We start from the raw sequence: 24,585 nt of genomic DNA, 5'->3' as shown, positions 1-24,585 counted from the left end.
GCAAAACATGACTAAAAACAACTACTAAATATGCTAAAATTTGATTAAACATACTCTTTATGGAGGATTAAATGAACTTAAGATTAAATACGCTGGCAAAAATGGTCGATCCCGACAGTAAAGTTGCCGATATTGGTACTGACCATGCTTATTTGCCAATTGAATTAGTTAGATCAGGAAAAATAAAATATGCGATTGCAAGTGATGTTGCTGAAGGACCGCTTGAAAATGCTAAAAACGATATTGCGGAAGCTGGATTAAGCGATCAAATTGAAACGCGTTTAGGCAATGGACTAGAAACTATTACTCATCAAGACCAAGTAGATACTGTAGTAATCGCTGGTATGGGTGGAAAATTGATGGTTGATATTTTGGATACGGCTTGGAGTAAAGACTTTCAATTTAAAAATTTAGTGCTTGAACCTAATATCGGTGAAGCTGGCGTGCGTAATTGGTTAATGATGCACAATTATGAAATTGTAGCAGAAAAGTTGATAGCAGAAGCCGGCCACACCTATGAATTAATTAAGGCACGTTTGACAGCTAATAAACATGATTTAACCGAAAAAGATATTTTCTTTGGTCCATTCATTGTACGTGAAAAGAACCCCGTATTTTATCAAAAATGGCAAGGGCAATTGGCTTACAATGAAAAATTGCTAAAGAATTTGAACAAGGCGCGAAATAAAGACGAAGACCGTATTAATGAGATTGAACATAATATTCAGTTGATTAAGGAGGAGCTAAGCGATGACTAAAGTCAAAGAGATTGTTGAACGTTTAAGACAAGATTTTCCAGAGGACATTGCTTCTAAAGGCGATCCTGTGGGGATGCAAATCGGTTCAATCGATGCCGATGTTACTAAGGTAATGACGACTTTGGATGTGCGTCCTCAAGTTGTCGAAGAAGCTGTAAAAAAGGGTGTTAACTTTATTGTCAGCCATCACCCTGTAATGTTTAGACCTGCACGTAATTTAGATTTTGCCAACGCACAAAATGCAATGTATGGCGAGATTATCAAAAATGGCATTACCGTTTATTCAATTCACACAAATTCTGATAAGGCACAAAATGGCTCAGCTGATTGGCAAGCTGAAGAATTAGGCTTAAAAGATGTTGAACCATTTTGCTTAGATGATGATGGCATTGCAATGGGACGAAAGGGTAAACTACCTAAGACGATGTCAGCTTATGATTTTGCTTATTATGTTAAAGACAAAATGAAGATCAAGATGGCCAGATTGATTACTGCGGATAACGACAAACAAATTTCCACTGTCGGCTTTATCTGTGGTGATGGTGGTAAATACTGGACTAGAGCTTTAGATGATAATTTGGATGCCTTTATTACAGGTGACGTTTATTATCACGTCGGTCATGATATGATTTCATCCGGTTTAACAGTAGTTGATCCTGGTCATTATACTGAAAAATTGTTTAAATATAAGGTATATGATCGTCTCAAGAAATGGAACGAAGAGAATAATTGGAATGTTGGCGTTGAGCTTTCTGAAGTTTCAACAAATCCATTTCAAGATTTATTTTAATAGAAAGAGGATAGAATAAATGGAATACCCAAACTTGTTGCCAAGATTTTTAAAGTATGTAAAAGTAAATTCACGTTCAGATGAACATTCAGATCGTTTTCCTTCAACTGAAAGAGAAGAAAACTTCCAAAAGAATGTCATTATGAAAGACCTTGAAGAATTAGGTCTTAGTGACGTTCACTATAATCAAAAAGCTGGTAGCGTAATTGCTGAAATTCCTTCAAACGTTGATTACGACGTACCTGTAATGGGCTTTTTAGCACACAGTGATACAGCTGACTTCAATTCAGAAAATGTTAAGCCACAAATTCATGAAAATTATGATGGTGAAAGCAAGATTCAATTAGGCGATTCGGAATTTTATCTTGATCCAAAGGTTTTCCCACACTTGAAGAACTACAAGGGTCAAACTATCATCACTGCTTCAGGTGATACCTTGCTTGGTGGGGACGACAAATGTGGTGTTTCTGAATTAATGACTTTTGCGGAATACTTGATGAACCATCCAGAAGTAAAACACGGTAAGATTCGTTTAGCCTTCACTCCTGATGAAGAAATCGGTACTGGTGCAGAACACTTTGATGTCAAAGACTTCGGTGCAGATTTTGCCTTTACTGTTGATGGTGAAGCACCTGGTAAACTTGACTGGGGTACTTTCTCAGCAGCGCAATTTAGTCTTGATATTCAAGGGGTTAACGTTCACCCAGCTGTAGCTAAAGGTCAAATGATTAATGCTGTTCAGGTAGGAATTGATTTCCATAATCAATTGCCAGAACATGATCGTCCAGAACATACTGATGGTCGAGAAGGTTTCTTCCACTTGATGAGCTTCAACGGTACTGTTGATAATGCACACCTTGATTACATCATCCGTGACTTTGAACGTGATGGTCTTGAAGAACGTAAGAATTTGGTTAAATCAATCGTTGACAAGATGAACGCTGAATTTGGTACTGAACGCATTAAGTTGAAGATGTGGGACCAATACTACAACATGGCTGATGAATTGAAGAAGCACATGGATATTGTTGATTTGGCTAGGGATGCATATAAGGCTGAAGGTCTTGAAATCAACGAAGATCCAGTTCGTGGTGGTACAGATGGTTCACAATTGACTTACATGGGTCTTCCTTGTCCTAACATTTTTGCAGGTGAAGAAAACATGCATGGTCGCTACGAATATACTGTTCTTGAATCAATGTACAAGGCTGTTGATGTTATGATCAAAATGGCTGAATTAAATGCTGAAAGAGCAAAGCAGTGAAACAAATTTAAATAACTGCTATAAAAATATATACTTTTAAATAGCTATGATTATGCAAAACTTATGCTTATTTAAAGCATAACAAGTTATTCACTAGTATTATAATTGACAAAAAATATGCCAATATTGTTGTTAGATCAGCAATATTGGCTATTTTTTGTTTTGGATTTTAATTTTATAAAAATGTGAAACAGGATAAAAATAATACTTGAAAATTGAGTATAAAGTTAGTAGTATTATTAGTGTAATAGATAAATAATACAGTATATGTAGAAGGTGAGTTAATGGAATTTAAGGATAATATTCCTATTTATCTTCAAATTGAGCAATATTTATATCGTCAAATTGCTTTAGGTAAGATGAAGGCCGGTGAGAAGATTCCATCGGTTAGAAAGTTGGCATTGGAATTGACTGTTAATGTCAATACTGTTCAACGTGCTTTACAGGAAATGAACACACAAGGCATTCTTTATACCAAGCGTGGCGAGGGTAATTTTGTTACTGAAGATACGGAATTGCTTTCTAAAACAAAGCAATCTCTCATCAACAATGAGTTAGATGAATTTGTACAAAATATGGAAAAATTAGGTGTTAAAAAGGATAAATTAGTCTCAACACTAACAGAGTACTTGAAAGATAGTGAGAATCATAATGAGTGATTTATTAATTATTAAAGATTTAACTTACAAGAAAAATCAAAAAACAATTTTAAAAGATGTTGATCTAACTTTAACGTCAGGCAAAATCGTGGCCTTATTAGGTGAAAATGGGGCAGGTAAAACAACTTTAATGCGTATTATCGCTGGAGTGGCCAAGAATTATAAGGGACAGATTGATTTAGCTGGTGCAACTAAAGAAGCTGAAAGAAAGGCTAAATTATCTTTTACTGATGGCTTAACAGGTTTCAGTGATTCAACTAAGATTGCGCAAATTGTTCGCTTTTATGCTACAATCTTTCAAGATTTTGATGAAAATGAATTTGATGAATTACGCAAATTCATGAAGTTAGATCCTGAGATGAAACTTAGTCAATTGTCTCGTGGTATGCGTGAAAAGCTAATCATTGCTTTGACTTTTGCACGTAAGGCAGATTTATATCTGCTTGATGAACCGTTTGGCGGCATTGATGCAATGGCCCGCAAGAAGATCATCAATTCAATTATTTTGTGGAAAGACGAAAATTCTACTATTTTAGTCTCTGATCACTTTGTCAATGAGATTTCATCATTGCTTGATGAAGTAGTCATCGTTAAGGATAATACAGTTTTAGAGCATAAATCAGCAGACGATATCAGACAAAACCACAAGTCAATTGAAGAATACTACGAGAGCTTTTATGCAGATGAGGATGATGAATAATGACTAGTTTTAATACATTGTTCAACAGAATGTTTCAAGAAAAAAGCAAGTCAGTTTATTTAATTTACTTAATCCAGGCCTTTGCTAGTTTGTGCTTCACGATCATGATGATGGTCTCTGCTGGAGGTCATGCTCAAGAAATAGTAGTGGGAAGTGCACGGGAAACAATTAACCCGGTGGTAGAATTCTTATTCATGTTTGCAGTAATGATGCTAATGACATCATTTGTGGCGGATTTCGTTTATTGGATTGTTTCTTCCGTAAAAAACGAAAGAATTAACCGTAGTCAAACTTGGCGTTTAATTCCAATCAGTGATACCAAATTTTTATTAAGCAACTTTGGTACAGCTTTTCTTTCATACATTTGGCTTGGTATTTTAGAGTTTGTAACTGCTGTAGTAATGTCGCTACCTTTGCTTTTATCAAGTAAAGAAATTAAAGAAGCTCTTCAAAGAAGCAACTTTGATATTAGTGCTCAGACCTGGGACCAACTACTCGGCGGATTATTACTAGTAATCTTATTAGGCTATGCTTGGTACGCCATTGTTAGCTTGATTAATTTAAGCAGCAGAAGCATTATGGATTTTTTGCCTAATGGTTCAAGTAAAGCCTTGATGTTCTTTGTTAGATTAATCATAGTGATCATGATTGTCTGGCTTTTGGTCTATGCATCAAGTACATTATTTTCTGTGATTGGTCAATTTACGCCATTTGATTTTGGTTCTGGTGATACAGGAGTTTGGTCAGTCGTACTAGAATTTTTGGCCTTTGATGTAATTATTACTTTAATCGATATTTTCCTTTTGAATAAATTCGTTGAATCTAAACAGAACTAGGAGGCCGCTATGACAAGTACTAAAGCTTTATTTAAACAAATGTTTTTACAAAAGCGTCGGTATGCTAATCTGGTTTTGTTAATCCAAACCTTTGCCGTGGCATTTATGTTCTTAATGGGAGTCATTTTTAAAGGCAATGGCAATCCCATTAATAATGTTGCTAGCGGATTTGTTGGAAGTGACAATCTTTGGGACTTGATATTGGGTCTGGGTGTACTTACTACATTTTTTGCCGATGTTACCTTTTTAGGCCTAATGTGCTGGCAAAATGAAAAAATCAATTTAAGTCAGACTTGGCAATTGATTCCAGCATCTGGTAGTAAAATTTGGATCATTAATATTGTTTCTAGCATAGTTGAATGTGCTTATATCTTCGTTATTCAAATTGTAATAGGTTTAGTCGTAGTAACTATTGACAGTTTTAGCCATCATATCAATCCTTTCGTTGGTACAAGTTTTGGTACAAATATTTCTTTTATTGAGTCTGCCTGGTCTCTTATTGAAGAACTATTAACTCTGGTTGGATTGTGTTTAATTATCTTTGCTTTTGTTAGCTTAACCAATCTTTTGACTAGAACCATTGCTGACCAATTGCCAATGAAAAATACTACTGCAGTCAGATTAGTTGTAATGGCTATTTTGGTAATTGTTGGTGTGATTATTGCATTGCGAATCAATGATCAAGTGTTAACCATGTATACTAATCATTTATTTGCTAGAGCCCATAGAGCTATTGATGTTGATACTCTTGGAGTTTCTGCGCTTGAATACTGGATTGGCACAATTTTGCTAGGCATTATTAATTGCCTTCTTATTCAGAAATTCGTTGAGCCTAAAATAGTTAATCGTTAGAAGGGGATGAATGAGTTGACTAGTCTTGGTAATCTTTTCAAACAAATGTGGGTACAGAAAAGTAGATATATTTATTTGCTTTTCGTCATTAACTTGTTTACAATAGCGTTTCTTTCAATATTCGCTTGGGGAACCGGTAATTATGATTTAACTTTCTTTTATACGCCGACTCATAATTTAGGTAGTTTTTGGCGCTATAATATGGCTACTTTAACTATTTATTTTGATATTGCTTTTTGTGCAGTTACTTGCTGGCAAAACGAAAAGATCAATATGAGTCAAACTTGGCACTTAGCTGCTGTAGATGAAAGAAAGACTTATTTAGCTAATGTATTCAGTAGCTTAATTGCATGTGGTGTTTTCTTCTTATTGCAACAAGTTATAAATATTCTTCTGCTTATTCCTACTATGGGACCAAATTGTGTGGCAGAAGCATTTAGTCAATTTGGCTTATCTCCTCTTACACCAAATGTGCCAGGAATCAATGTATCTTTTGAATTCTATTGGCTATTTGTAGTATTAGTTATTTTGTTTATTTATTTCTTTGTAAGTTTTGCCAACTTTGTTTCAAGAATTGTTTCTAATGAACTCCCTGTAAAGAGCACCTTATGGATTAGACTTTTGATCATGGCGATTTTAGTAATTATTGCTGTTTATGTTTGGTTAATCGTCCTTTCTCACTTACAAAACTTGGTTGATACTAATAAAATACTTCAGTCATATGATCCAATCTGGTTAGATGATCTTCTTTTATTGATAGTAGACTTAGTATTTGGTCTATGCGATATCTTGTTTGTTAGAAAATGGATTGAACCTAAAATTGTAAATAGATAAGAGAGAGCAATCATTAATTGATTGCTTTTTTTCTTGTTATAATTGTTTCGAGGTGAAAATTATGAAGGAAGAATCGCTTTTTTCCTTAGCCAATGAAAATGAGAGTACACCGCTAGCAGAGATCATTGCTAAACATACAAAGGCTCACTTTATCACCTTTAGTGCCGTGACTTCATCGATTAAAGACATTCGCCAAATCATGGAAGAAGCGGAACAGAACCGTCAATTTGGTGAAAAGATGATTTTGTCTTTATCGATGAAATCCATCGCTTTAATAAGGCACAACAAGATGCCTTTTTGTCCTTTGTCGAACGTGGAAGCATTACCTTAATTGGGGCAACGACTGAAAATCCATCATTTGAGGTTAATTCAGCGTTGCTCAGCCGTGCAAAAGTATTCGTTCTTCATTCTTTATCAACTGATGATATTATTCATTTGCTGAAAAATACTATTAATGACCCAATAGGATTTCCTGGATTAGATGTCCAAATATCTGATAAAAATCTGCGTATGATTGCGGAATTTAGCAATGGGGATGCACGCAGCAGCCTGAATACGCTTGAAAATGCCGTTTTAAATGGTAAGAAGACAGGTAAAAGGGTAGTTGTAGACGAGAGCATTTTGCAACAGTTAATCAATACTAAGTCTCTACGCTATGATAAAAAAGGTAATGAACACTATAACTTAATCGCGGCCTTGCACAAATCAATGCGTAATAGTGATGTTGATGCCGCAGTTTACTGGGTGAATCGCATGTTAGACGGTGGAGAAGATCCTTTATATATTGCGCGTCGATTAGTCAGATTTGCTAGTGAAAATGTGGGTCTAGCCGATACAAATAGTTTGAACGTAGCGATTAATACTTTTCAAGCTTGTAAATTTATCTGGATTGCACACCGAAATCGAATTCAGTTTATGTTGCTCAACAAGAGGCGGAAAAGGCAATCAAGAGAACGGGCAATTTACCTGTACCGCTTCAAATTAGAAATGCACCAACTAAACTGATGAAGGACTTAAATTATGGCAAGGATTACCAATATGCTCAAGATGCACCAGATAAGTTGACTAATATGAAAACCATGTCGCCGGAATTAGAGGGCAGTCAATTCTATCATCCAAGTGAGCAGGGCAATGAGATTCGTTTTAAGAAGAGAATTGTGCAAATTAAAAAGTGGCACGAAAAAAATGGATAAGAAAAAAGCTTCATTTCATACACGAAAATGGAGCTTTTTCATACATCTATAACTAATTAAGCGTTGGCAGACATGTAGTCATAAATTTGGTTAACTTCTTCAGCAGTGAATGAACCTTCACCAGTTTTCATAGCATGAACTTTTTCAACTGAAAGGTGACTAGCAAAAGCTAAATCAGTGTCATTTACATGGTGCTTAACTTGAAAATCAATAATTGCGTCTGTTAATTCTTCTTGTTGTTCATTCATAATAATTTCTCCTTACACCTCAATTTTAACTAAACTGTCTGTAAAAATAAAATTTTTAGCTAATTAAAATGTTTTCCATTGGTTGAATGGCCAGTAACGGAAGACAACTCGACCAACAAGAGCACTTCGTTTAACAAAACCAAAGTACCGTGAGTCTTTAGATACATCTCTGTGATCACCCATGACGAAGTACGAATTCTTTGGCACTCGTTCTTTTAAAGTGAAGTTATTAGTATAAAGCTCGCCGAGCTTATGAGCCTTTCTTTCAAAGCTATTGTTTAAATAAGGCTCAGGTGTCCGCTTACCATTGATATAAAGCTTATCATTTTTTGAGGTAACCATGTCACCAGGCATACCAACTACACGCTTAATATAAAGTGCACCTTTTTGATCGGGAGCCTTCAAAATTACGATATCATTTCGCTTAGGAGTGAAATGGCGTACCGCAATTAAACGATCACCATTTTCAAAAGTAGGTTGCATCGACGGGCCAGAGACAGTTTCATTAGACAGGAAAAAGCTAAAAATAAAGTAGTAAATTCCCATCAAAATTGCAAACATAATAATGATGTCGAGAACAAATCGCCCAATGCTCTCGTCATCATTTCTCTTTTTGGTATTTTCTGCCATAAAAATTCTCCTTGTATTACCTACTATTTTTATTATAACTGATTTCTAGTGCTTTGAATGTTAAAATCATTAAGTAGGTGTAAAGATATGACAGAATATATAACGAAAATTAATCAACTTGATCAAGAACTAGATAATGAAATTGTTCATCGTCAGGTTAACGAAATAAGACAAATTGATAATTATGTAAAAAAGCAAAAGCCCTTGCCTCAAGCACCAAATATGCTGGGGTTATTGCCAGATCAATTTGAAGATATTCTAGCAGATATTGGTGAAGACAAAAGAAGCAGTTTAACGGCAATTAATAATCTATTCAATAATTGTCGTCAGTACCTGTCTTTAGAATATGGCATTTGGTCTATTGCCAATCTAGAAACTGCCGGTTTAATTAAAGATAAACTTGGTATTACAAAAGCTTTAGAAATTATGGCTGGAAATGCTTTTTGGTCTAAAGCACTTGAAGAAGTTGGCATAGAAGTGATTAGTACAGATTCTTTAGAATGGGCTAAGACCTCTAAAACTGGTTCAGAACCATTTCACCAAGTGCTAGATTTAGCAGCTAGCGACGCTATTAAGAAATATCGTGATGTAGATCTAGTTTTGTGTTCGTGGTCACCAAATTTTGGTCAAAGCGATTTAAAGACAGTTAAGGCTTGGCGGACGTATAATAAATCAAGTTACTTATTGTTTATAGGAGAGCGAGACGGGGCAACAAATTCGCCCCAGTTTTGGCGAAGCGACTGGTTTAAAAAGACGCCAGAGTTAGCAGAAATAAATCGTTCGTTTAAGAGTTATGATTTTATTGATGAACAGATATTTGAAATTAGATAAATAATGAATTTTAAAAAGATTTTATTGCTTTTCATCCCACTATTGGCATTTCTGGGTATGGGGACTATGCTCTCTAATATTGATTCAGGCCATGCGGATGAATTATTAGAAGCACACGGACTAACAAATAATACTCGCTACTTTAGAACTAATAGCAAAGAAAGTATTAGTTCATTTTTGCGTTACTTAGATAAAGATTATGCCAACCATCAATTGCAGCTGCATCTTGATAGCAATTATGAGAAAAAGCAGGTTTTAGTGTGGGCTAATCATACTGTTAAGAGTCTGCCGACAGAAGAAGGACGCTACTTTTCTCCAGATGATTTTAAGGGCAAGGTTTCTTTTGCAGTTTTAGGTCCAGCAACTGAAGTTAATTTGCTTAATGTGCAAAACAATAAATATGTTGTTTGGGGGCAAAATTACTATTCAGTAATTGGTGAATTTAAAGATTATCCTCAAGTAGAAATGGATAAATATTACCTAAGTACTGGGATTGATCAACCAACTGCCAAGGATCAATTAAGAAATTATCGGATAGTAATTGATGGTGCACCTAATGTGTTAGACAGAATTGCCAAACATTACCACGCACAGTTGCACGTGCCATCTTTTGTTAAAGAGCATCACCGTGATCGTTGGTCAGTTGTACCTTATATTTTGCTGTTGCTTGTTGCCGAGCTATTTGGTATTGGCGGCAATGTATTGCTAGCTATTTTAATTAAGCGACAAGCTAAATTAACGCGTCTGCACGGAGAGTTATTGCGCAACTGGGTAATCAACCAAAGCGTACGTTTATTCATGATAGAGGGTGCTTTAGGCATCTTTACGTATATCTTTTTGAGATATCATGCTTTTTATTCTACATATAGTTCTCTTATCATTACGTTGATAGTTAGTTGGCTGATATTCATTGCCGCATTCTGTGTGACAATTTATTGCTTAGCGAGAAAGGATAGAAAAATTGTTAAACCTGCCAAAAGATTTTAAAGACAAATATCGCGATTTACTGGGGGCAGAACAAGCAGAAAAAATGTTTACTGCTATGAATGAGAGCAGTAAAAAGGCCTTTAGAGTAAATACTTTAAAAAATAAAACGCAAATTTCATACAGTTTAGATAATCCAGTGCCCGAAATTAAGCATGCATACTACGGTGAAATTAGTGGTGAAGATCCTGAATGGGTAAGTGGTTATGTTTATTCTCAAGATCCTGCAGCCATGTTTCCTGCCGCAATTAGTACTGTTAAACCAGGTGAAAAGGTTTTGGATCTTTGTGCTGCTCCAGGAGGCAAAACCACAGCTTTAGGTGAGCAGTTAAAAAATAAGGGTCTGCTTGTTGCTAATGAGATCTCTATTTCTAGAGCCAAAATATTGCGTGAAAATGTAGAGCGCTGGGGCATTAGTAATGCCTTAGTCACAAATGAAACGCCAGAAAATTTGGCTGCAGCTTTTCCTGATTTCTTTGATGTAATCTTAGTTGATGCACCATGTAGTGGGGAAGGGATGTTTAGAAAGAACCCTGAAGCGATTGATTATTGGTCACAAGCTTATGTGTTAACTTGCGCTCAACGACAAAGAATGATTTTGGCTGAAGCGGTAAAGATGCTTAAACCAGGTGGTCGCTTAGTTTATTCAACTTGTACGTTTGCACCAGAAGAAGATGAAAAAATCGTAAATTGGCTCACCCAAGAATATGATTTTACTATTTTAGACAGTCAAATAAAGGATGAGCGCGTTAGTGCCGGTCGTCCAGAATGGGGCAATGATAATCCTGACTTAACCAGGACTTTGCGTTTTTGGCCACAAGATGGCGTTGGTGAAGGGCAATTTGCGGCGATTTTGCAAAAGCCAGGTGAAATAGAACAGGTTGCCAAGAAAAAGCGTAAAAATAAGAAAAATAAGCGTAATGCATTGTGTTTGACCAAGAATGAACAAGAACTAGTGGGCGAGGCAATCGATAAGTTCAACTTGCCTGAAGAACTAGCTGATTGGCGTAAAAAGGCGCTGGTAAGCAATGATCATGTTTTTGTACCTGCAATTGAATTCACTGGTAAAACTAAATTACATATTTTAAACAACGGTGTAGAACTGGGTGTTTTAAAGAAAAAGCGCTTTGAGCCAGGACATCAATTGGCTGAAGTGCTAGGTCAAGTAGAACAAAAGCGCGTGATTGATTTAGCTGATGACAAAGAATATCAAGATTATCTACACGGTGAGACTATCAAAGTAAAGAGCGATCTACGTGGTTTTGTTTTGGTAAGCTATAAAAAGATGATCTTTAGTTTTGGTAAAGTTGCGGGTAATCAAGTTTTGAAGAACTTTTATCCAAAGGGATTGAGAAAATGATTAAATTAATTGCAACAGACATGGATGGTACGTGGCTTAACGACGACAAAGATTATGATCGTGAAATTTTTAAACGAGAATTTAAAGAGATGCGCAAGCGAGATATTAAGTTTGTTGTTGCAAGTGGCAATCAGTATGCTAATTTGATGACACGTTTTCCTGATGTGATTGATCAGATTTATTTTGTGGCAGAAAACGGTGCCTTGGTAGCTCAAGGAAAGCAAATTTTGCACGTTGATGCTTTAAGTGATGAGTTATATCAAACTTTGCTCAAGATTACGGATGAGTATCATTATCCAGCAATTGTTATGGGGCTAGTTAGTGCATACGTTAAAAAGAGTAATGATCCAGCTTATGTTCAAGAAATGAAGAAGTATGTTGAACACTTGGAGGTAGTTGATTCATTTGATGAAATTGATGACCGAATTTTCAAGATTAGTTTGACAGTACCAGAAGATGAGATGCCAATTGTGCTAGAGCAATTAAAACAAAAATATCCTAAAATTGGTTTTGTTTCTGGTGCGGCTGACTCGATTGATATGCAGACGAAAGGCATGAATAAAGCCGTAGGGTTAGAATATTTGGGTCAAAAATTGGGTATTAAACCAAGTGAAATGGTTGCTTTTGGTGATAGTGGCAATGACGTAGGGATGCTTAAGTATGCAGGACGCAGCTATGCCACTGCCACAGCTTTAAAAGAAGCTAAAATGGCAGCTGATCAAATTATTGGTTTAAGCAATGAAAGTACAGTGCAAAAAGAAATTTTGCGTTTACTTAATCTAAATTAAAATATTTTTGATTATGTAAAATAAAACAGCAGATGTCGTAACATCTGCTGTTTTTAGTTTATATTAATTAATTATTTTTCATCGTCAAAAGGATATTTCATCCCCCATGAAGTTCTAACACTAGTCAAAATGTGAGCGATATCGTGTGACATTTGAAGTTGACCATCGTCATGGCCTTGATCAATATATCTTGTACTTCGTATTCTAAGGCCTTGTCGCTGTCACCAGCCGTAATCTTGTCATGCTTTTCTTCATGAGCACTGGCAGTGTAGGTAATATCTGCTTCAGTAGCACGTGGATAGTGATTAATTTCAACGTAGCCTTTGGTCCCTGAAATAACACCGCGCTTTGGTTGTTTAGCTCTCATGGACAAAGCCATAACTACCATTTGATCCTTAGTGTTCTTCATAATGATGCCTGATTGTTCATCTACGCCAGTTTCAAAGAATTTCACTGTAGTCAGAATGCTTTCAGGACTTTCATCTAAAAATGTTCTGGCAAAAGCAGTATTACTTCTCAAGAGTAGCTGCCTTTACTATGATTGAAGCTATCTTTCTTTTGCTGATCTCACAAGATGATGAACGAATAGAGCATATTAAAAAGCATGAGGAGATTATCTCTAATCAAAAGATTTAAAGTAACTGATCGATTTGATTTTTCAAAGGCAGATCATAATACTTTTTGATTTGAGGTAGGGATGCAAGACTGTTTTGACCATAAATAGCAATTAAGGCAGCCAGTTCGTTTTTCCAAGCAGAGATAAATTGCTCTAAGCCTGCAACACCATTTTGATTATATTCTTGTAAAAAGACATTGGAGATGCCGACGTATTGTCCACCTAGTACTAATCCTTTTAATACGTCTAAAGGATTACGTACGCCACCAGAGACAATGAAGTTGACGTCTTCTTTTTTCGCCATTAATGCGGAAACAACTGTAGAGAGACCAAGATCTTCTAAATATGATACATCCCTTGAATTACGAGCATTTTCAATTTGAGCAAAATTGGTGCCACCACTGCCAGCAATGTCGAAATATTCAATGCCGGCGTTTTTTAGAGTATGGATAGTTGCTTCATCTAAACCAAAACCAACTTCCTTAATAATAATCGGAAGATCGATTTGATCACGTAATGCCTTAATATGATCTAACCAGAAAAAGTTGCGATCACCTTCGGGCATAGCGATTTCTTGAACCGTATTAAGGTGAATTTGCAAAGCATCAGCGTTTAACTCATGAATGATTTTATTAGTAGCTTCTACAGGTGTTTCTGGATTAATATTAATTATTAAAACACCGTCAGGATCTTCATTTCTGGCTACATAAAAACTATCTAATTGATCTTCTTCTTTAGCAAGGATGCTAGCAGATCCTAATGCAAGAGCAATCTTTTCTTTTGCAGCTACATGGCCTAGGGCTTTGTTTACGACTTTAGATTCTTGAGAGCCGCCAGTCATTGCATTGATAAAAAAAGGCGCAGAGACGCGTTTTTTAAACATCTCTACACCTAGTATTTGAGTATCAACTTTGGTTTCAGGCAAAGCAGGGCGAAGTAAATGTAATTGATCAAAACTATTGTATTTTTGCTTATTAAAAAACATCTGAGCTAGTTTCAGATGTTCTTCTTTTCTTTCGGATCTAATTGACATATATATTCTCCGTTAACGAACTAAACTTATTTGGTGAACTCTAAAATTAAGGGGCAAAATGCCATTATGACGCCATTCGCTTTCAAGAGCGGCCACGTCAGTATTAGAATCGGTGATTACAATACCGCAATCGCCATTGCCTGCGCCAGAAGTCTTAGCAGCTCCACCAAAGTCTTCCGCAATTCTGATTAATTGAGTCAAACGTGGAATTTCAATGGCAATTTGGTTGATTTTAGCAAAGTGTTGCAATAATTTACGGTTAGCGCGAATTTGCTTTTTAATTAATGAAATATCGTTTGCTTCAAAACCAGCGATCATCTTTAAAACGCAGGCTCTAGAAGATGCTAAGAAGTTCTTGTATTCCATGTTCAAAGCAGCTTTGTTAGCGTTAGTTTCATCAACTAAGCGAGAAGTAGAAGCAGGCTTTTGACTCCAACCGATCATCAACTTCATATCCTTAGGTGGGTTGAGCAGTTGGATCTTTAAGCCAGGCCAAGCTTCATTAACTACTTCAGACAATGTCTTTTTATCAAGTTCATGTTTTAGCCAAGTTTTATCAAAGGTTTGGTAAGCAAGCCAACCACCATAGACACTAGCAGCGATATCTCCTGCGGAGCCATTGCCCTGAACGGAATAGTGAGAGATGGCTGAAAGCTTGTAAACAAGCTCATTACTCGTTTTTACGCCATAAAAATGCAAAATAGCCTTAACAGTGGCTACAGTAACAGCAGCGCTTGAGCCCAAACCATATTTCTTACCGTCGGCAGAATCCAAGTCTGAATTAACATGCAGATCGTATACTTTCATCTTGATATTTTGTTCAATACAATATTGTTCTGTAAAGGAAATTGCAGACAAAATATACTCAAATGGGTTATCACGATTATCAATTACCATCTTAGAACCACGACGAACCCAGTGGATAGAATCCTGTGAATACTGCTTAGAGTGAATCAATCCAGTAGAAGTTTTGCTTTTGGTGATTGAAACGCGTACGAATTGATTAACCGCTACTAAAACAGCAGGACAGTCCTGCTCTAAAACTGCATATTCTCCGGCAATATATAACTTTCCAGGTGCTTTTTCTGTTATCAAAAGAATTAAATCCTCGAATCTATCTAACTTTCTATGTACAAATTAATCCAAATAAGTAACTCCAGGGCCAAAACTTGCACTCACTATCTTAACATTATTGAATTCTGACTCAAAGTTTTCAATAATTTCTTTTATATTTCTTAATTGACAGAGCACTTTAATATTTGGACCAGCATCAATAGTATAGTAGCATTCAATACCTTTGTGGCGTAAATTTTCTATTAATTTTATAGCTTGGATGGTATCGGGTTCAAAATAAGTAAACTCTGGTTGAGCGGTTAAGTTAATTGCGTGCATCTCATTAGCGTTGAGTTCAGCTAGTTCGCCTAGGACAGTGAAATCTTCATCTTTAATAGCGCTAATCATCTTGTTTAGTTCAAGTTCATTACGTGCAAGCCATGGCTTAAAGAATGGGGAAGATTGAGCATCTTTCATGCCACGAGTTGATGAGATTTTCTTTTGTTTAGTGTTCAATTCAATCGCAAGTAGATGTAGATCTATTTTAGGGTGTTCATCTAAAGCATAAGCGTAAGAAGTCTCATCGGAATCGCCTTTTTGCCAAATGGAAAAACCACCGAAAACAGAACGACTTGCGGAACCTGAGCCAATTCTAGCCAAACGTGATAATAAGGTTTTATCCGCGTCAATATGATAATAGGCGCAAAAAGCTGCCGCCAGGGCCGCAAAAGCGGAACTAGAAGAAGCAAGACCTGCAGCTGTTGGAACGTGATTGGTAGATTTGATTACAAGATTTTCTTTATCTAAGTTAAATCTTTGTTGCAACTTCTCAATATAGTTAAAAACGCGTTGGCTGTTAGCAAGAGATTGCTTTTTATCATTTAAATAGAATTCATTTGTGTCTGTTCCTTTTTCAATGGAAGTATCGGTATAAAAAGCGTCAAGCGTCATTGATAGACTCGACATCAATGGAATTCTTAAAATGGCGTCTTTTTTGCCCCAGTACTTGATTAAGGCGATATTGGTATGTGCTCGTGCAGTTTTTGTCATTAAATTTCCTCGATCCAGCTGTTACTAATGATATCTTGACACTTAGCTGCTATTTCATTAGCGATTTCTTGATTTTTACATAATGTGATAGTGATCCCGCCTAGGCCACCACCAGAGAGTTTAAAGCCTAAAGCACCGTTAGCTAAAGCCAATTTTTGTAATTGATCAATCTTAGCAGTAGAAATATTGAAAGAATACAAAATTTCTTGTGCTTCATTAAAGATTTTTCCTACTGTTAGACTATCTTGTTTAAGCCAAGCTTGTTTGGTTAAATCAGCTAATTCACCTAAACGCTTCATATTGTTCTTGGCTGCTTCGGATTTATCTAGTAATGATCTTACTTGGGTAACAGCCTCTTTAGTATTGCCTAATTGCCCAGTATCCATGATTAAAAGGGTAGCACCCAGTTTTGCTTTAAGCATCTTAGGACCCATTTCCTTATTGAAAAATACTAGATAGTCTGAATTGACAGTAGCAGCATCAAGACCAGAGGCTTTGCCGTGATTAATCATTTCGGCATGGTTAGTAACCGCCATGATTTCTTTTTCGGTTAAGTTTAAATTGAAAAATTGATTTAATGCTTTAGTTGTGCCAAGCGCCACGGTAGCACTGGAACCAAAACCACGTTCCATCGGAATTTCACCTGTATAAGTGATTTTTAAAGGCTGGGTATTCTTGGCTTTTTCACGCATGGCTTTAACCACATATTTAAGTCCATTGTATTTATCTGGTGCATCGAAGAAAGGACCATGATAGCGTGCGGTATCCATCCACATTTGATCAGAATCTTCAACTGTGGTTTTAATATGCAAAGCCTTAATGGGCATTGCTAAAGCATCATAGCCATAAACCACAGAGTGTTCACCAATAATAATCACTTTTCCGTGAGCTAAAAAACTATACTTCATTATTTAATCATCCTTAAAAATAGATTTAATAAAAGATAGAACCTTGTTGTGCTAGAATATTAAACAAGGAGTACGAACAAATGATCAAAATTCTAACAGGAAGACAAACCGACCCATTACAAGAAAAAATTCTGGAAGAAGCAGTGCGGAATTATCAGCAGCATCCAGAACATAAAACTTTTATCATTGTTCCTAATCATATTAAGTTTACCACAGAAGTTAGGGCAATTAATAAACTTGCAATCAGTAAAAATCAAAGTGAGACGGCAGTTAAGAATTTGCACGTCCTTTCTTTTTCTCGTCTTGCTTGGTTCTTCTTAAAAGATGCGGAACAAGGCTTGCCTACACAGCTAGATGATGCGGCAAGTGCAATGCTGCTTACGCATATCGTAGAACAAGAAAAAGATAAGCTAACCATCTTTGAAAATTCAAATACTGGTTTAATTAATCAGTTGTACAGTACTATTTTACAAATTTATGATGGCAACGTAAATTTAGAAGATATCGATGAAGATAGTTTAGATCAAGAAACTAAGAGTAAGGTTCACGATTTACGGATTATTTACGATGCTTTTATTAAAGAAATTGCAGGTAAATTTTCTACCAAAAATGAAGTTCAAGTTCAGTTGAATGAAATTTTGGCTAAGAATAAAAACCTAGGTAATACTAGTTTTTATTTCTGTGATTTTTCGCATTTTTCATTGCAAGAAACTTTAACTATTAAATTGCTGATGCGCAAGGCTAAAAATGTGGTTTTGGCTTTCAAAACAAGGTTAGGTGACATTAATCCGCAGGCCGAAGAGGGCGACTACGACTATGTAATCCAGCAGACGATCAGTCGTTTTACTTCATTTTTGCAAGAAAGAAAAATGGAGTATACGGTCAACAGCTTCCCTCTTTCACCAAAACCAACAAAACGCGAAATACTTAATAGTTTATGGACTGAAGCAATTTCAAAAACTGACGATTTAAATCAAGTACAGTTGGTAAAAGCAGATTCACGTTATGCCGAAGCATATTTTGTTGCACGTACGATTTATCAGCAGGTTGCTTTAAGCAATTACCGTTATCATGATTTTTTGATCTTGGCACCAGATTTAAAGGAATACGAGACTTACTTAACGCCAATTTTAAGGCAGAATAAAATTCCTTTCTTCAATGACTTGCAGCAAGAGATGAAGTATCACCCTTTAGTTGTTTTAATTGAAAACCTGTTTAATCTGCATGATTTAAAAGGCAATCCTTTTACTACTTCGAGTATGCTAGCAATTTTAAAAACGCATTTGCTTATTCCGTCTTGGTATAAAGAAGAAGCCGAATATATTCATGATGTCGATGAATTAGAAAATTTTGTCTTGGCTCACGGTATTAATCACGGTTTGTGGCGTAAAAAGTTTTCTGACTTTGTGAATGCGGAAGTCATTCGTCTGGATAAGATGGATGAAGAAGTTGCTAAGATTGATCGCTTGCGTAGTTATCTGGTTGATAAAGTAACTAATTTATTTGAAAAATTAGCACAAGAGAAAGATAGTCAAAAGGCATTAACGATCTTTTTTGACTTTTTAACCGAAAATGGAATTGCCGCTAGACTAGAAAAATGGCGTGATGACGCTAATGATGCTGGAGACTTGCAACAAGCACAACAGCCAGAGCAATTGTGGGATTTGTTGATTCAATTGCTTAGTGACTATTTAATGATTAATCCTGAAGAATTTAATATGGATGAATTTTTCAATATGTTGATTAATGCCTTTAAGGAGGCTAACTTCTCGCAAATTCCATCCACGCTTGATGCAGTTAACTTATCTGAAATCGGAATGGTTCAGACTAGTGGCTATAAGCAGGTCTTCATTATTGGTGCAACTAGCGGTAATTTGCCAGCTATTCAAAAGATGCCAGGCTTTTTAACCACTGAAAACTTAGCTCAATTGCAGGATAGTTTTAGTTCAGATTCATATTTGGAAGATAATCAACAATTAAATAATTTGGATCAAAACTACCAATTTGGTTTATCACTGGCCTTAGCTCAAGACCGTGTGTATGTGTCATATCCTGTCTTAAATGCATCAAATGAGACGCTAAATTCTTCTATCTATTATCAACGCTTAAGCGACTATGGTGCTCGTGAATTTGAGCAGCATGATTTGCCAGAAAAAATGCAGGATCTCTTGTCATTTATTACAAATGCAGATGCCAGTTTAGGTTATTTGGCTTATATGAACTCATTAGCTAAGTCGTCAGCGATTACTAAATTGCTTCAGCTGACTCAAAAAGTATTGCCACAGAAGACGGATTCTGTTTTAGATGCTAGTCAATTTGATAATCAACCAGAGGATATTGGTGAAGAACTAGCTACTAAGTTATATGGTGAAAATCTAAACTCATCAGTTTCTCAACTAGAAACTTTTTATAAAAATTCCTATGAATATTTCTTAACTTATGGTTTAAGATTACGACGCCGGTTTGAAAATGAATTTGATGTAATTCAAGCGGGCAATTACTTCCATGAAACCTTTGACCGTTTAGTAAAGCAACTTAATAAGCGTCACCTTGATTTGGCTGATCTCAATGGTACTGAGCTAGAAAGTATGCTTAATTCTGTGAGAGAAGTCATGAAGGATGAAGGAAAATATGCCCAGTTAATGAATGATCCGTTTAATCAGTATTTGTTCAAATGTCTGGATCATACAACCTCGAAAGTAGCTCACAATTGGCGTAAGTCACTAACTAAAACGCCACTTAGAGCTAAGTACTCTGAATTAAGTTTTGGGGTAGGAGAACGTCTTAAAGGTCTTAGTTTTGCAGTCCCTGATTTATCAGGCAATCACCATGTTGATTTACGCGGAAAAATGGACCGGGTAGATTTGGCTAACTTTGCCGACAAGGATCAAGTATTAGCACAGGTTATTGACTACAAGTCATCAGCTAAAAAGTTTGATTTAGGTATGTTTTACAATGGCATCGCCTTACAGATGGTTTCATATCTAGATGTTTTAGCTAATAATAATCAATTCTTTGCCGGAAGCGATCAATTGTCGTTATTAGGTGCATTTTATCAAACAGTTACTAGACAGTTAGAGAGACTGAACAGCGATAAGCTGATCGATAGTTCTATGAATCTTCGTCAAGCTGCAACTGATAGCAAGCCTAAATTGATGTACAACGGCATCATCAGTAACGACCCGGATATTTTAACGGAAGCTGAACCGTTACTAGAAGGAAGCACTAAGCAGGTTTCAGAGCTTTATACTGGTGTTAAAACTAAAGCTAAAGGTGGATTTAGTTTGCCTGCCAATCGTAGTTTCAGTGAAGAAGAAATTGAATTGTTGCTAGAGTATGATGAATATTTGATCAAGGAAGCATCAAGTCAGATTCTGTCCGGTAAGATTAGTTTGAATCCGTATAAATATGGTAAGTCACAAAATGCTCTAACTTATTCAGACTTCAAGGATATCTTCTTCTTTGATGCGATGCTTAGACAAAATCAATACCATGAAATCAGTAATATGAAGAAAAAAGATCTGTTAGCTAAAATCAAAGAAAGATTAGGAAGAGAGGACTAATTTTGCCACAATTTACTAAAGAGCAAGAAAAAGCGATCAATGATCGTGGACACGATATTTTAGTTTCAGCTTCGGCTGGTAGTGGTAAAACTACAGTCTTGGTTGAACGGGTTTTGAGAGAAATTTTGGCAGGAACGCAAGTAAGTGAACTGTTGGTTGTGACATTTACTAAAGCAGCTGCAGAAGAAATGAAAACGAGAATAAAAAATGCCTTGACGCAAGAAATGGCTAAGCCAGGCGTCAATCGGAGATACTTGCGAGAACAACTGAATCAAGTGGATACTGCCAATATCTCAACTATTGATGCTTTTTGTCTTGAAGTAATTCATCGTTTCTATTATTCAGTAGATTTAGATCCTAGTTTTCAGATTCTAACCGACGAAACGCAGGCAGCTTTATTAAAGGAACGTGCTTTGCGAGAAGTTGAAGGTGAATTTTTAACTAATAAGGATTCTGACTTTAGACGTTTTTATGATAATTTTGCTGGTGACCGGGATGCTGACAGTCCGCGAGATTTGTTATTAGATTTGTATAACTATGCGATGGCTAAGCCAGAATATCATGCCTGGTTAATGCAATTGCCAGAGGTGTATGAAACTGGAGCTGAGATTACTCAGTCTAATTTATGGCAAAACCAAATTAAGCCATACTTATTAGATAGTTTTAAGGGCCTAGAAAATAAAATCAATGGGCGCTTAGAAGAGACTATCTTTGAAACCAAGGAACTAAAAAAAGTCAGAGAAGACTTCAGTTTGTTTGATCAAAACTTACAGAACTTCTTGGCGGCCTTGGATGAGGATAAACCATATGATGAGCAAAGAGATTTACTGCGTTTGTGTACTTTTAATGGTAGATACCGCAAGTCGAGTAAATGGGATGAAGATCTGCTAGAGTTCTACGGTGATTTGCAAAAGTTAAAAGATGAAGCCAAAAGTCAGGTCTTTGATACCTTTACGGCATTTTTTGCCACCGATGAAAAAGAACAAGTAAAGGTAATGCAAGATGGTCAAAAGATCGTAGCTGCGATTGCGCAAGCTGAAATCGCCCTAATTGAGCGTTTTAACAAGTTAAAGCGCGATGAGAACCTGATTGATTATAGTGATATGGAGCAATTAGCCTATCGCATTCTCAGTCAGGATACGTCTAGCTCACAGATGGCTAGAGATTTTTATCAAAGTAAGTTTAAAGAAATTCTGGTTGACGAGTATCAGGATATTAATGCTCTGCAGGAAAATATTATTCAACAGGTTAGACAACCAGGGAAGAATACCTTGTTCATGGTAGGGGATGTGAAGCAGTCGATTTATGGCTTTAGACAAGCTGAACCTAGTTTGTTCTTAAGAAAGTATCATGATTTTGCTCAAGAACAAAACGAACATGAAGAACGTATTTTGCTTTCGGATAATTTTAGATCAACCGAGCCTGTAACTCGTACCGTCAATCATCTGTTTAATAGCATTTTGAGTTCTAATTTTGGTGGAATTGATTATCAAAAAGAAGGGCAATTGGTTTTTGGTGCCAAATATTATCCAAGCAATTTGCCTAAGGCTAGTGAGGTAATCATTCATAAAAAAGAAAGAGGTGGAGACGAAAACAGCGATAAGGTCGATTTTTCAGAAATCCAAATGGTTTTAGCACGAATTAAGCAGCTAAAAGAAGAGCACATGCAGGTATTCGATAGTAAAAGCGGACAAATGCGTGAGATGAAGTACAGTGATATTGCTATTTTGACTAGAAGTCATAGTGATAATCTGGAGATCATGCAGGAATTTGCCAAACAAGATATCCCCTTGTTTGTGACTGATGCCGAGAATTATTTTCAAACTTTCGAATTAACTGTCATTATGAATTATCTGAAAATTATCGATAATCCTGATCAGGACATTCCTCTGGTTACGGTTTTGCGTTCACCACTCTTTAATTTCGGTGAAAAAGACTTGGCTAAGATTAGAATTAAGAGTAAAAACAGCAGTTTTTATAGTGCCCTTACTTCATATGTTGGTGTGGGAGATCAGCTCAGCGATAAATGCAAAGACTTTTTGAATCAATTGGCATCGCTGCGTGAGTTTGCGACTACGCACAGAATTTCTGAATTAATTTGGAGTATTTATACACGAACCAATCTGTTAGAAATCATGACTGCTTTGCCTAATGGTGAGCAGCGTCGGGTCAATTTGGAAGCACTTTATGAGAGAGCTACTTCTTATGAAAGTGCTGGCTTTAAAGGATTATATCAATTCATCAACTTTATTAATCGCATGCGTCAAAGTCAAAAGGATTTAGCTCAACCGCTTTTAACTAAAGAGGCGGGAAATGCAGTAAGATTGATGACTATCCACGGTTCTAAGGGGCTGGAATTTCCAATTGTCTTTTATTTAGGGATGCATCATCAGTATCAGTTGCGCGATTTAAAGGGTGACTATGTCATTAATGCTGATGGTTTAGGTGTTACCTTAAGAGAGGAGCATTATCGAATTGACTCCTTAGTTAAGGCAATGGGTAATATTACTAAGAAAAGACAATTGCTTGAAGAAGAAGCTCGTATTCTCTATGTAGCTTTAACGCGGGCTAAGCAAAAGTTAATTATGGTTGGTGATATTCCTAGTTTTGATAAAAAGGTCAAAGACTGGTCTAACGAGTTGGATCATGAAGGTCAGTTATCATTGGCAGATAAATTAGCTGCAACAACACCATTAAGCTTTATGGGCCCCGCATTAGCTTTTGATCGTCGTGTAGCAATGAGAATTAGTGATATTACGAATTCGCTTGATCAGAGTCAGCCAATTCTCTTCGTAGATTTTTCAGATGATGATGCAATTGCAAATAATGCTGTCAATGAAGAAAAGGAAACTCGTAAAGATAGCGAGCCAGAAATTAAAAAACTGACAGAAACTGCTACTAAGCTTTATCAATTTGATTATCCTTTTAAAGATGCGATTGCAACTACTGCTTACCAGGCTGTTTCTGAAATTAAAAAGGCCTTCAATGACCCAGATGAAGCAGAGCTGGAGAATTCGCATTTGCTGGCCTCAACTAACCGGTATTTGCAGCCGATCGATACGAAACCAAGTTTCCTCTATCAAACTAAGTTTACCGGGGCGGAGATCGGTACTGCTACACACTTGATTTTGCAATACTATGATTATACTGGTGACGGAAGTGATGAACAGCTTGAGCAAGAGATTCAGCATTTAATTGAACAGAAAAAATTGAATGCGGACATTGTTTCGAGTCTTAAAAAAGATCAAATTGAATGGTTTGTCCATAGTGATTTTGCTAAAGATTTTTGGCAAAGACCAGAAGATTTAAAAAGAGAAGTTGATTTCTCTAGTTTGCTGTCTGCCAGAACCTTGTTTGATGATTTTAGTGATCCAAATGCAAAAATTTTGGTTCATGGTACGATTGATGGCTATTTTATTATAAATAATGGTATTATTTTGTTTGACTACAAAACTGATCATGTAGACAAATCGCATTTAGATGAAGCAATAGAATTAATTAAAGAAAAATATACCGGACAGCTTCGTTTATATGAACGAGCATTAAATGAATTTAGTACTAAGAAAGTAATTGGAAAGTATTTAATTTTGCTTGATGCTAAACAAGCAGTAGAAGTTAAGTAAACAAGAAGGGAG

General features: G+C 36.2%; 20 protein-coding genes and 3 pseudogenes. 16 read left to right on the top strand and 7 right to left on the bottom strand.

The window, feature by feature from the left end:
* The first annotated feature begins 71 nt into the window (after positions 1–71).
* The 9 genes and pseudogenes from WS44_RS00995 (at position 72) to WS44_RS00955 (ending at position 7,886) form a co-directional block, all read left to right on the top strand.
* The gene (locus tag WS44_RS00995) at positions 72–758 is read left to right on the top strand and encodes a class I SAM-dependent methyltransferase (RefSeq protein ID WP_013438070.1); all 687 of its coding nucleotides are present in this window, start codon (positions 72–74) and stop codon (positions 756–758) included.
* Positions 751–1,548, top strand: a complete 798-nt coding sequence (locus WS44_RS00990; protein ID WP_046432581.1) for a Nif3-like dinuclear metal center hexameric protein — start codon at positions 751–753, stop codon at positions 1,546–1,548. The genes WS44_RS00995 and WS44_RS00990 overlap by 8 nt, the downstream gene beginning before the upstream one ends.
* A gap of 19 nt (positions 1,549–1,567) precedes the next feature.
* Complete coding sequence (gene pepT, locus WS44_RS00985) at positions 1,568–2,812, top strand: peptidase T (RefSeq protein ID WP_013438068.1); 1,245 nt, start codon at positions 1,568–1,570, stop codon at positions 2,810–2,812.
* Positions 2,813–3,096: 284 nt separating this feature from the next.
* Positions 3,097–3,471: a GntR family transcriptional regulator gene (locus tag WS44_RS00980; protein ID WP_013438067.1), complete on the top strand. Its 375-nt coding sequence runs from the start codon at positions 3,097–3,099 to the stop codon at positions 3,469–3,471.
* Positions 3,464–4,171: an ABC transporter ATP-binding protein gene (locus WS44_RS00975; RefSeq protein ID WP_013438066.1), complete on the top strand. Its 708-nt coding sequence runs from the start codon at positions 3,464–3,466 to the stop codon at positions 4,169–4,171. The genes WS44_RS00980 and WS44_RS00975 overlap by 8 nt, the downstream gene beginning before the upstream one ends.
* On the top strand, positions 4,171–5,007 hold the full coding sequence (locus WS44_RS00970) for a hypothetical protein (protein ID WP_046432578.1): 837 nt from the start codon (positions 4,171–4,173) through the stop codon (positions 5,005–5,007). The genes WS44_RS00975 and WS44_RS00970 overlap by 1 nt, the downstream gene beginning before the upstream one ends.
* A gap of 9 nt (positions 5,008–5,016) precedes the next feature.
* Positions 5,017–5,859, top strand: coding sequence for a hypothetical protein (locus WS44_RS00965; RefSeq protein WP_022087304.1), 843 nt, complete (start codon positions 5,017–5,019; stop codon positions 5,857–5,859).
* A 6-nt stretch (positions 5,860–5,865) separates the two neighbouring features.
* On the top strand, positions 5,866–6,693 hold the full coding sequence (locus tag WS44_RS00960; RefSeq protein WP_046432574.1) for a hypothetical protein: 828 nt from the start codon (positions 5,866–5,868) through the stop codon (positions 6,691–6,693).
* 61 nt (positions 6,694–6,754) lie between these two features.
* Positions 6,755–7,886 (top strand): annotated as a pseudogene (locus WS44_RS00955) (replication-associated recombination protein A).
* A gap of 56 nt (positions 7,887–7,942) precedes the next feature.
* Here the strand turns inward: WS44_RS00955 and WS44_RS00950 are convergent.
* A complete protein-coding gene (locus tag WS44_RS00950) occupies positions 7,943–8,134 on the bottom strand; it encodes an LBP_cg2779 family protein (RefSeq protein WP_013438062.1) in 192 nt (63 codons plus the stop codon).
* 63 nt (positions 8,135–8,197) lie between these two features.
* Complete coding sequence (lepB, locus tag WS44_RS00945; protein ID WP_014565905.1) at positions 8,198–8,764, bottom strand: signal peptidase I; 567 nt, start codon at positions 8,762–8,764, stop codon at positions 8,198–8,200.
* An 87-nt stretch (positions 8,765–8,851) separates the two neighbouring features.
* On the opposite strand from lepB, the gene WS44_RS00940 reads away from it, so the two are divergent.
* From WS44_RS00940 to WS44_RS00925, 4 genes are read left to right on the top strand one after another with little or no spacing between them, the layout of a single operon-like run.
* The gene (locus WS44_RS00940) at positions 8,852–9,595 is read left to right on the top strand and encodes a hypothetical protein (protein WP_013438060.1); all 744 of its coding nucleotides are present in this window, start codon (positions 8,852–8,854) and stop codon (positions 9,593–9,595) included.
* Between the two features lie 3 nt (positions 9,596–9,598).
* Positions 9,599–10,582, top strand: coding sequence for a hypothetical protein (locus WS44_RS00935; protein WP_046432572.1), 984 nt, complete (start codon positions 9,599–9,601; stop codon positions 10,580–10,582).
* On the top strand, positions 10,557–11,939 hold the full coding sequence (locus WS44_RS00930) for an RsmF rRNA methyltransferase first C-terminal domain-containing protein (protein WP_046432570.1): 1,383 nt from the start codon (positions 10,557–10,559) through the stop codon (positions 11,937–11,939). Before WS44_RS00935 ends, WS44_RS00930 begins: the two co-directional genes overlap by 26 nt.
* Positions 11,936–12,727: a Cof-type HAD-IIB family hydrolase gene (locus WS44_RS00925; RefSeq protein WP_046432568.1), complete on the top strand. Its 792-nt coding sequence runs from the start codon at positions 11,936–11,938 to the stop codon at positions 12,725–12,727. The genes WS44_RS00930 and WS44_RS00925 overlap by 4 nt, the downstream gene beginning before the upstream one ends.
* A gap of 71 nt (positions 12,728–12,798) precedes the next feature.
* On the opposite strand, the pseudogene WS44_RS00920 reads toward WS44_RS00925, so the two are convergent.
* A pseudogene (locus tag WS44_RS00920) lies at positions 12,799–13,235 on the bottom strand (dehydrogenase); the annotation flags it as partial.
* Here WS44_RS00920 and WS44_RS09740 point away from each other — a divergent pair.
* Positions 13,226–13,363 (top strand): annotated as a pseudogene (locus tag WS44_RS09740) (MurR/RpiR family transcriptional regulator); the annotation flags it as partial. The pseudogenes WS44_RS00920 and WS44_RS09740 overlap by 10 nt on opposite strands.
* On the opposite strand, the gene fni reads toward WS44_RS09740, so the two are convergent.
* The 4 genes from fni to mvk are packed head-to-tail and all read right to left on the bottom strand — an operon-like array spanning position 13,360 to position 17,387.
* A complete protein-coding gene (gene fni / locus WS44_RS00915; protein WP_013642018.1) occupies positions 13,360–14,376 on the bottom strand; it encodes a type 2 isopentenyl-diphosphate Delta-isomerase in 1,017 nt (338 codons plus the stop codon). The pseudogene WS44_RS09740 and the gene fni overlap by 4 nt on opposite strands.
* Positions 14,377–14,388: 12 nt before the next feature.
* Complete coding sequence (locus WS44_RS00910; RefSeq protein WP_013438053.1) at positions 14,389–15,471, bottom strand: phosphomevalonate kinase; 1,083 nt, start codon at positions 15,469–15,471, stop codon at positions 14,389–14,391.
* A 42-nt stretch (positions 15,472–15,513) separates the two neighbouring features.
* Positions 15,514–16,479 (bottom strand): diphosphomevalonate decarboxylase, encoded by a 966-nt coding sequence (gene mvaD / locus WS44_RS00905; protein WP_014565902.1) that lies wholly within the window; start codon positions 16,477–16,479, stop codon positions 15,514–15,516.
* Positions 16,479–17,387 carry a mevalonate kinase gene (gene mvk / locus WS44_RS00900; protein ID WP_046432565.1) on the bottom strand — a complete coding sequence of 303 codons (909 nt, stop codon included), beginning with the start codon at positions 17,385–17,387 and terminating at the stop codon, positions 16,479–16,481. Before mvk ends, mvaD begins: the two co-directional genes overlap by 1 nt.
* An 80-nt stretch (positions 17,388–17,467) precedes the next feature.
* On the opposite strand from mvk, the gene WS44_RS00895 reads away from it, so the two are divergent.
* Together WS44_RS00895 and addA are read left to right on the top strand one after the other, a co-directional pair.
* Positions 17,468–20,950: a PD-(D/E)XK nuclease family protein gene (locus tag WS44_RS00895; RefSeq protein WP_013642014.1), complete on the top strand. Its 3,483-nt coding sequence runs from the start codon at positions 17,468–17,470 to the stop codon at positions 20,948–20,950.
* Positions 20,951–20,952: 2 nt separating this feature from the next.
* On the top strand, positions 20,953–24,573 hold the full coding sequence (addA, locus tag WS44_RS00890; RefSeq protein ID WP_046432561.1) for a helicase-exonuclease AddAB subunit AddA: 3,621 nt from the start codon (positions 20,953–20,955) through the stop codon (positions 24,571–24,573).
* Positions 24,574–24,585 lie beyond the last annotated feature (12 nt).

It is taken from the genome of Lactobacillus sp. N54.MGS-719 (assembly GCF_000980505.1).
Classification (GTDB): Bacteria; Bacillota; Bacilli; order Lactobacillales; family Lactobacillaceae; genus Lactobacillus; species Lactobacillus amylovorus.
The sequence above is the reverse complement of the archived record's forward strand: the minus strand, read 5'-3'. Positions and strand labels throughout refer to the sequence as shown.

Coding starts and splice junctions, on each gene's coding strand:
- mvaD (WP_014565902.1), bottom strand. CDS start 16,479: ATGACAAAAACTGCACGAGCACATACCAATATCGCCTTAATCAAGTAC.
- pepT (WP_013438068.1), top strand. CDS start 1,568: ATGGAATACCCAAACTTGTTGCCAAGATTTTTAAAGTATGTAAAAGTA.
- WS44_RS00935 (WP_046432572.1), top strand. CDS start 9,599: ATGAATTTTAAAAAGATTTTATTGCTTTTCATCCCACTATTGGCATTT.
- WS44_RS00950 (WP_013438062.1), bottom strand. CDS start 8,134: ATGAATGAACAACAAGAAGAATTAACAGACGCAATTATTGATTTTCAA.
- mvk (WP_046432565.1), bottom strand. CDS start 17,387: ATGAAGTATAGTTTTTTAGCTCACGGAAAAGTGATTATTATTGGTGAA.
- lepB (WP_014565905.1), bottom strand. CDS start 8,764: ATGGCAGAAAATACCAAAAAGAGAAATGATGACGAGAGCATTGGGCGA.
- WS44_RS00980 (WP_013438067.1), top strand. CDS start 3,097: ATGGAATTTAAGGATAATATTCCTATTTATCTTCAAATTGAGCAATAT.
- WS44_RS00960 (WP_046432574.1), top strand. CDS start 5,866: ATGAATGAGTTGACTAGTCTTGGTAATCTTTTCAAACAAATGTGGGTA.
- WS44_RS00925 (WP_046432568.1), top strand. CDS start 11,936: ATGATTAAATTAATTGCAACAGACATGGATGGTACGTGGCTTAACGAC.
- fni (WP_013642018.1), bottom strand. CDS start 14,376: ATGTCAATTAGATCCGAAAGAAAAGAAGAACATCTGAAACTAGCTCAG.
- WS44_RS00975 (WP_013438066.1), top strand. CDS start 3,464: ATGAGTGATTTATTAATTATTAAAGATTTAACTTACAAGAAAAATCAA.
- WS44_RS00895 (WP_013642014.1), top strand. CDS start 17,468: ATGATCAAAATTCTAACAGGAAGACAAACCGACCCATTACAAGAAAAA.
- WS44_RS00990 (WP_046432581.1), top strand. CDS start 751: ATGACTAAAGTCAAAGAGATTGTTGAACGTTTAAGACAAGATTTTCCA.
- WS44_RS00940 (WP_013438060.1), top strand. CDS start 8,852: ATGACAGAATATATAACGAAAATTAATCAACTTGATCAAGAACTAGAT.
- WS44_RS00970 (WP_046432578.1), top strand. CDS start 4,171: ATGACTAGTTTTAATACATTGTTCAACAGAATGTTTCAAGAAAAAAGC.
- WS44_RS00965 (WP_022087304.1), top strand. CDS start 5,017: ATGACAAGTACTAAAGCTTTATTTAAACAAATGTTTTTACAAAAGCGT.
- WS44_RS00995 (WP_013438070.1), top strand. CDS start 72: ATGAACTTAAGATTAAATACGCTGGCAAAAATGGTCGATCCCGACAGT.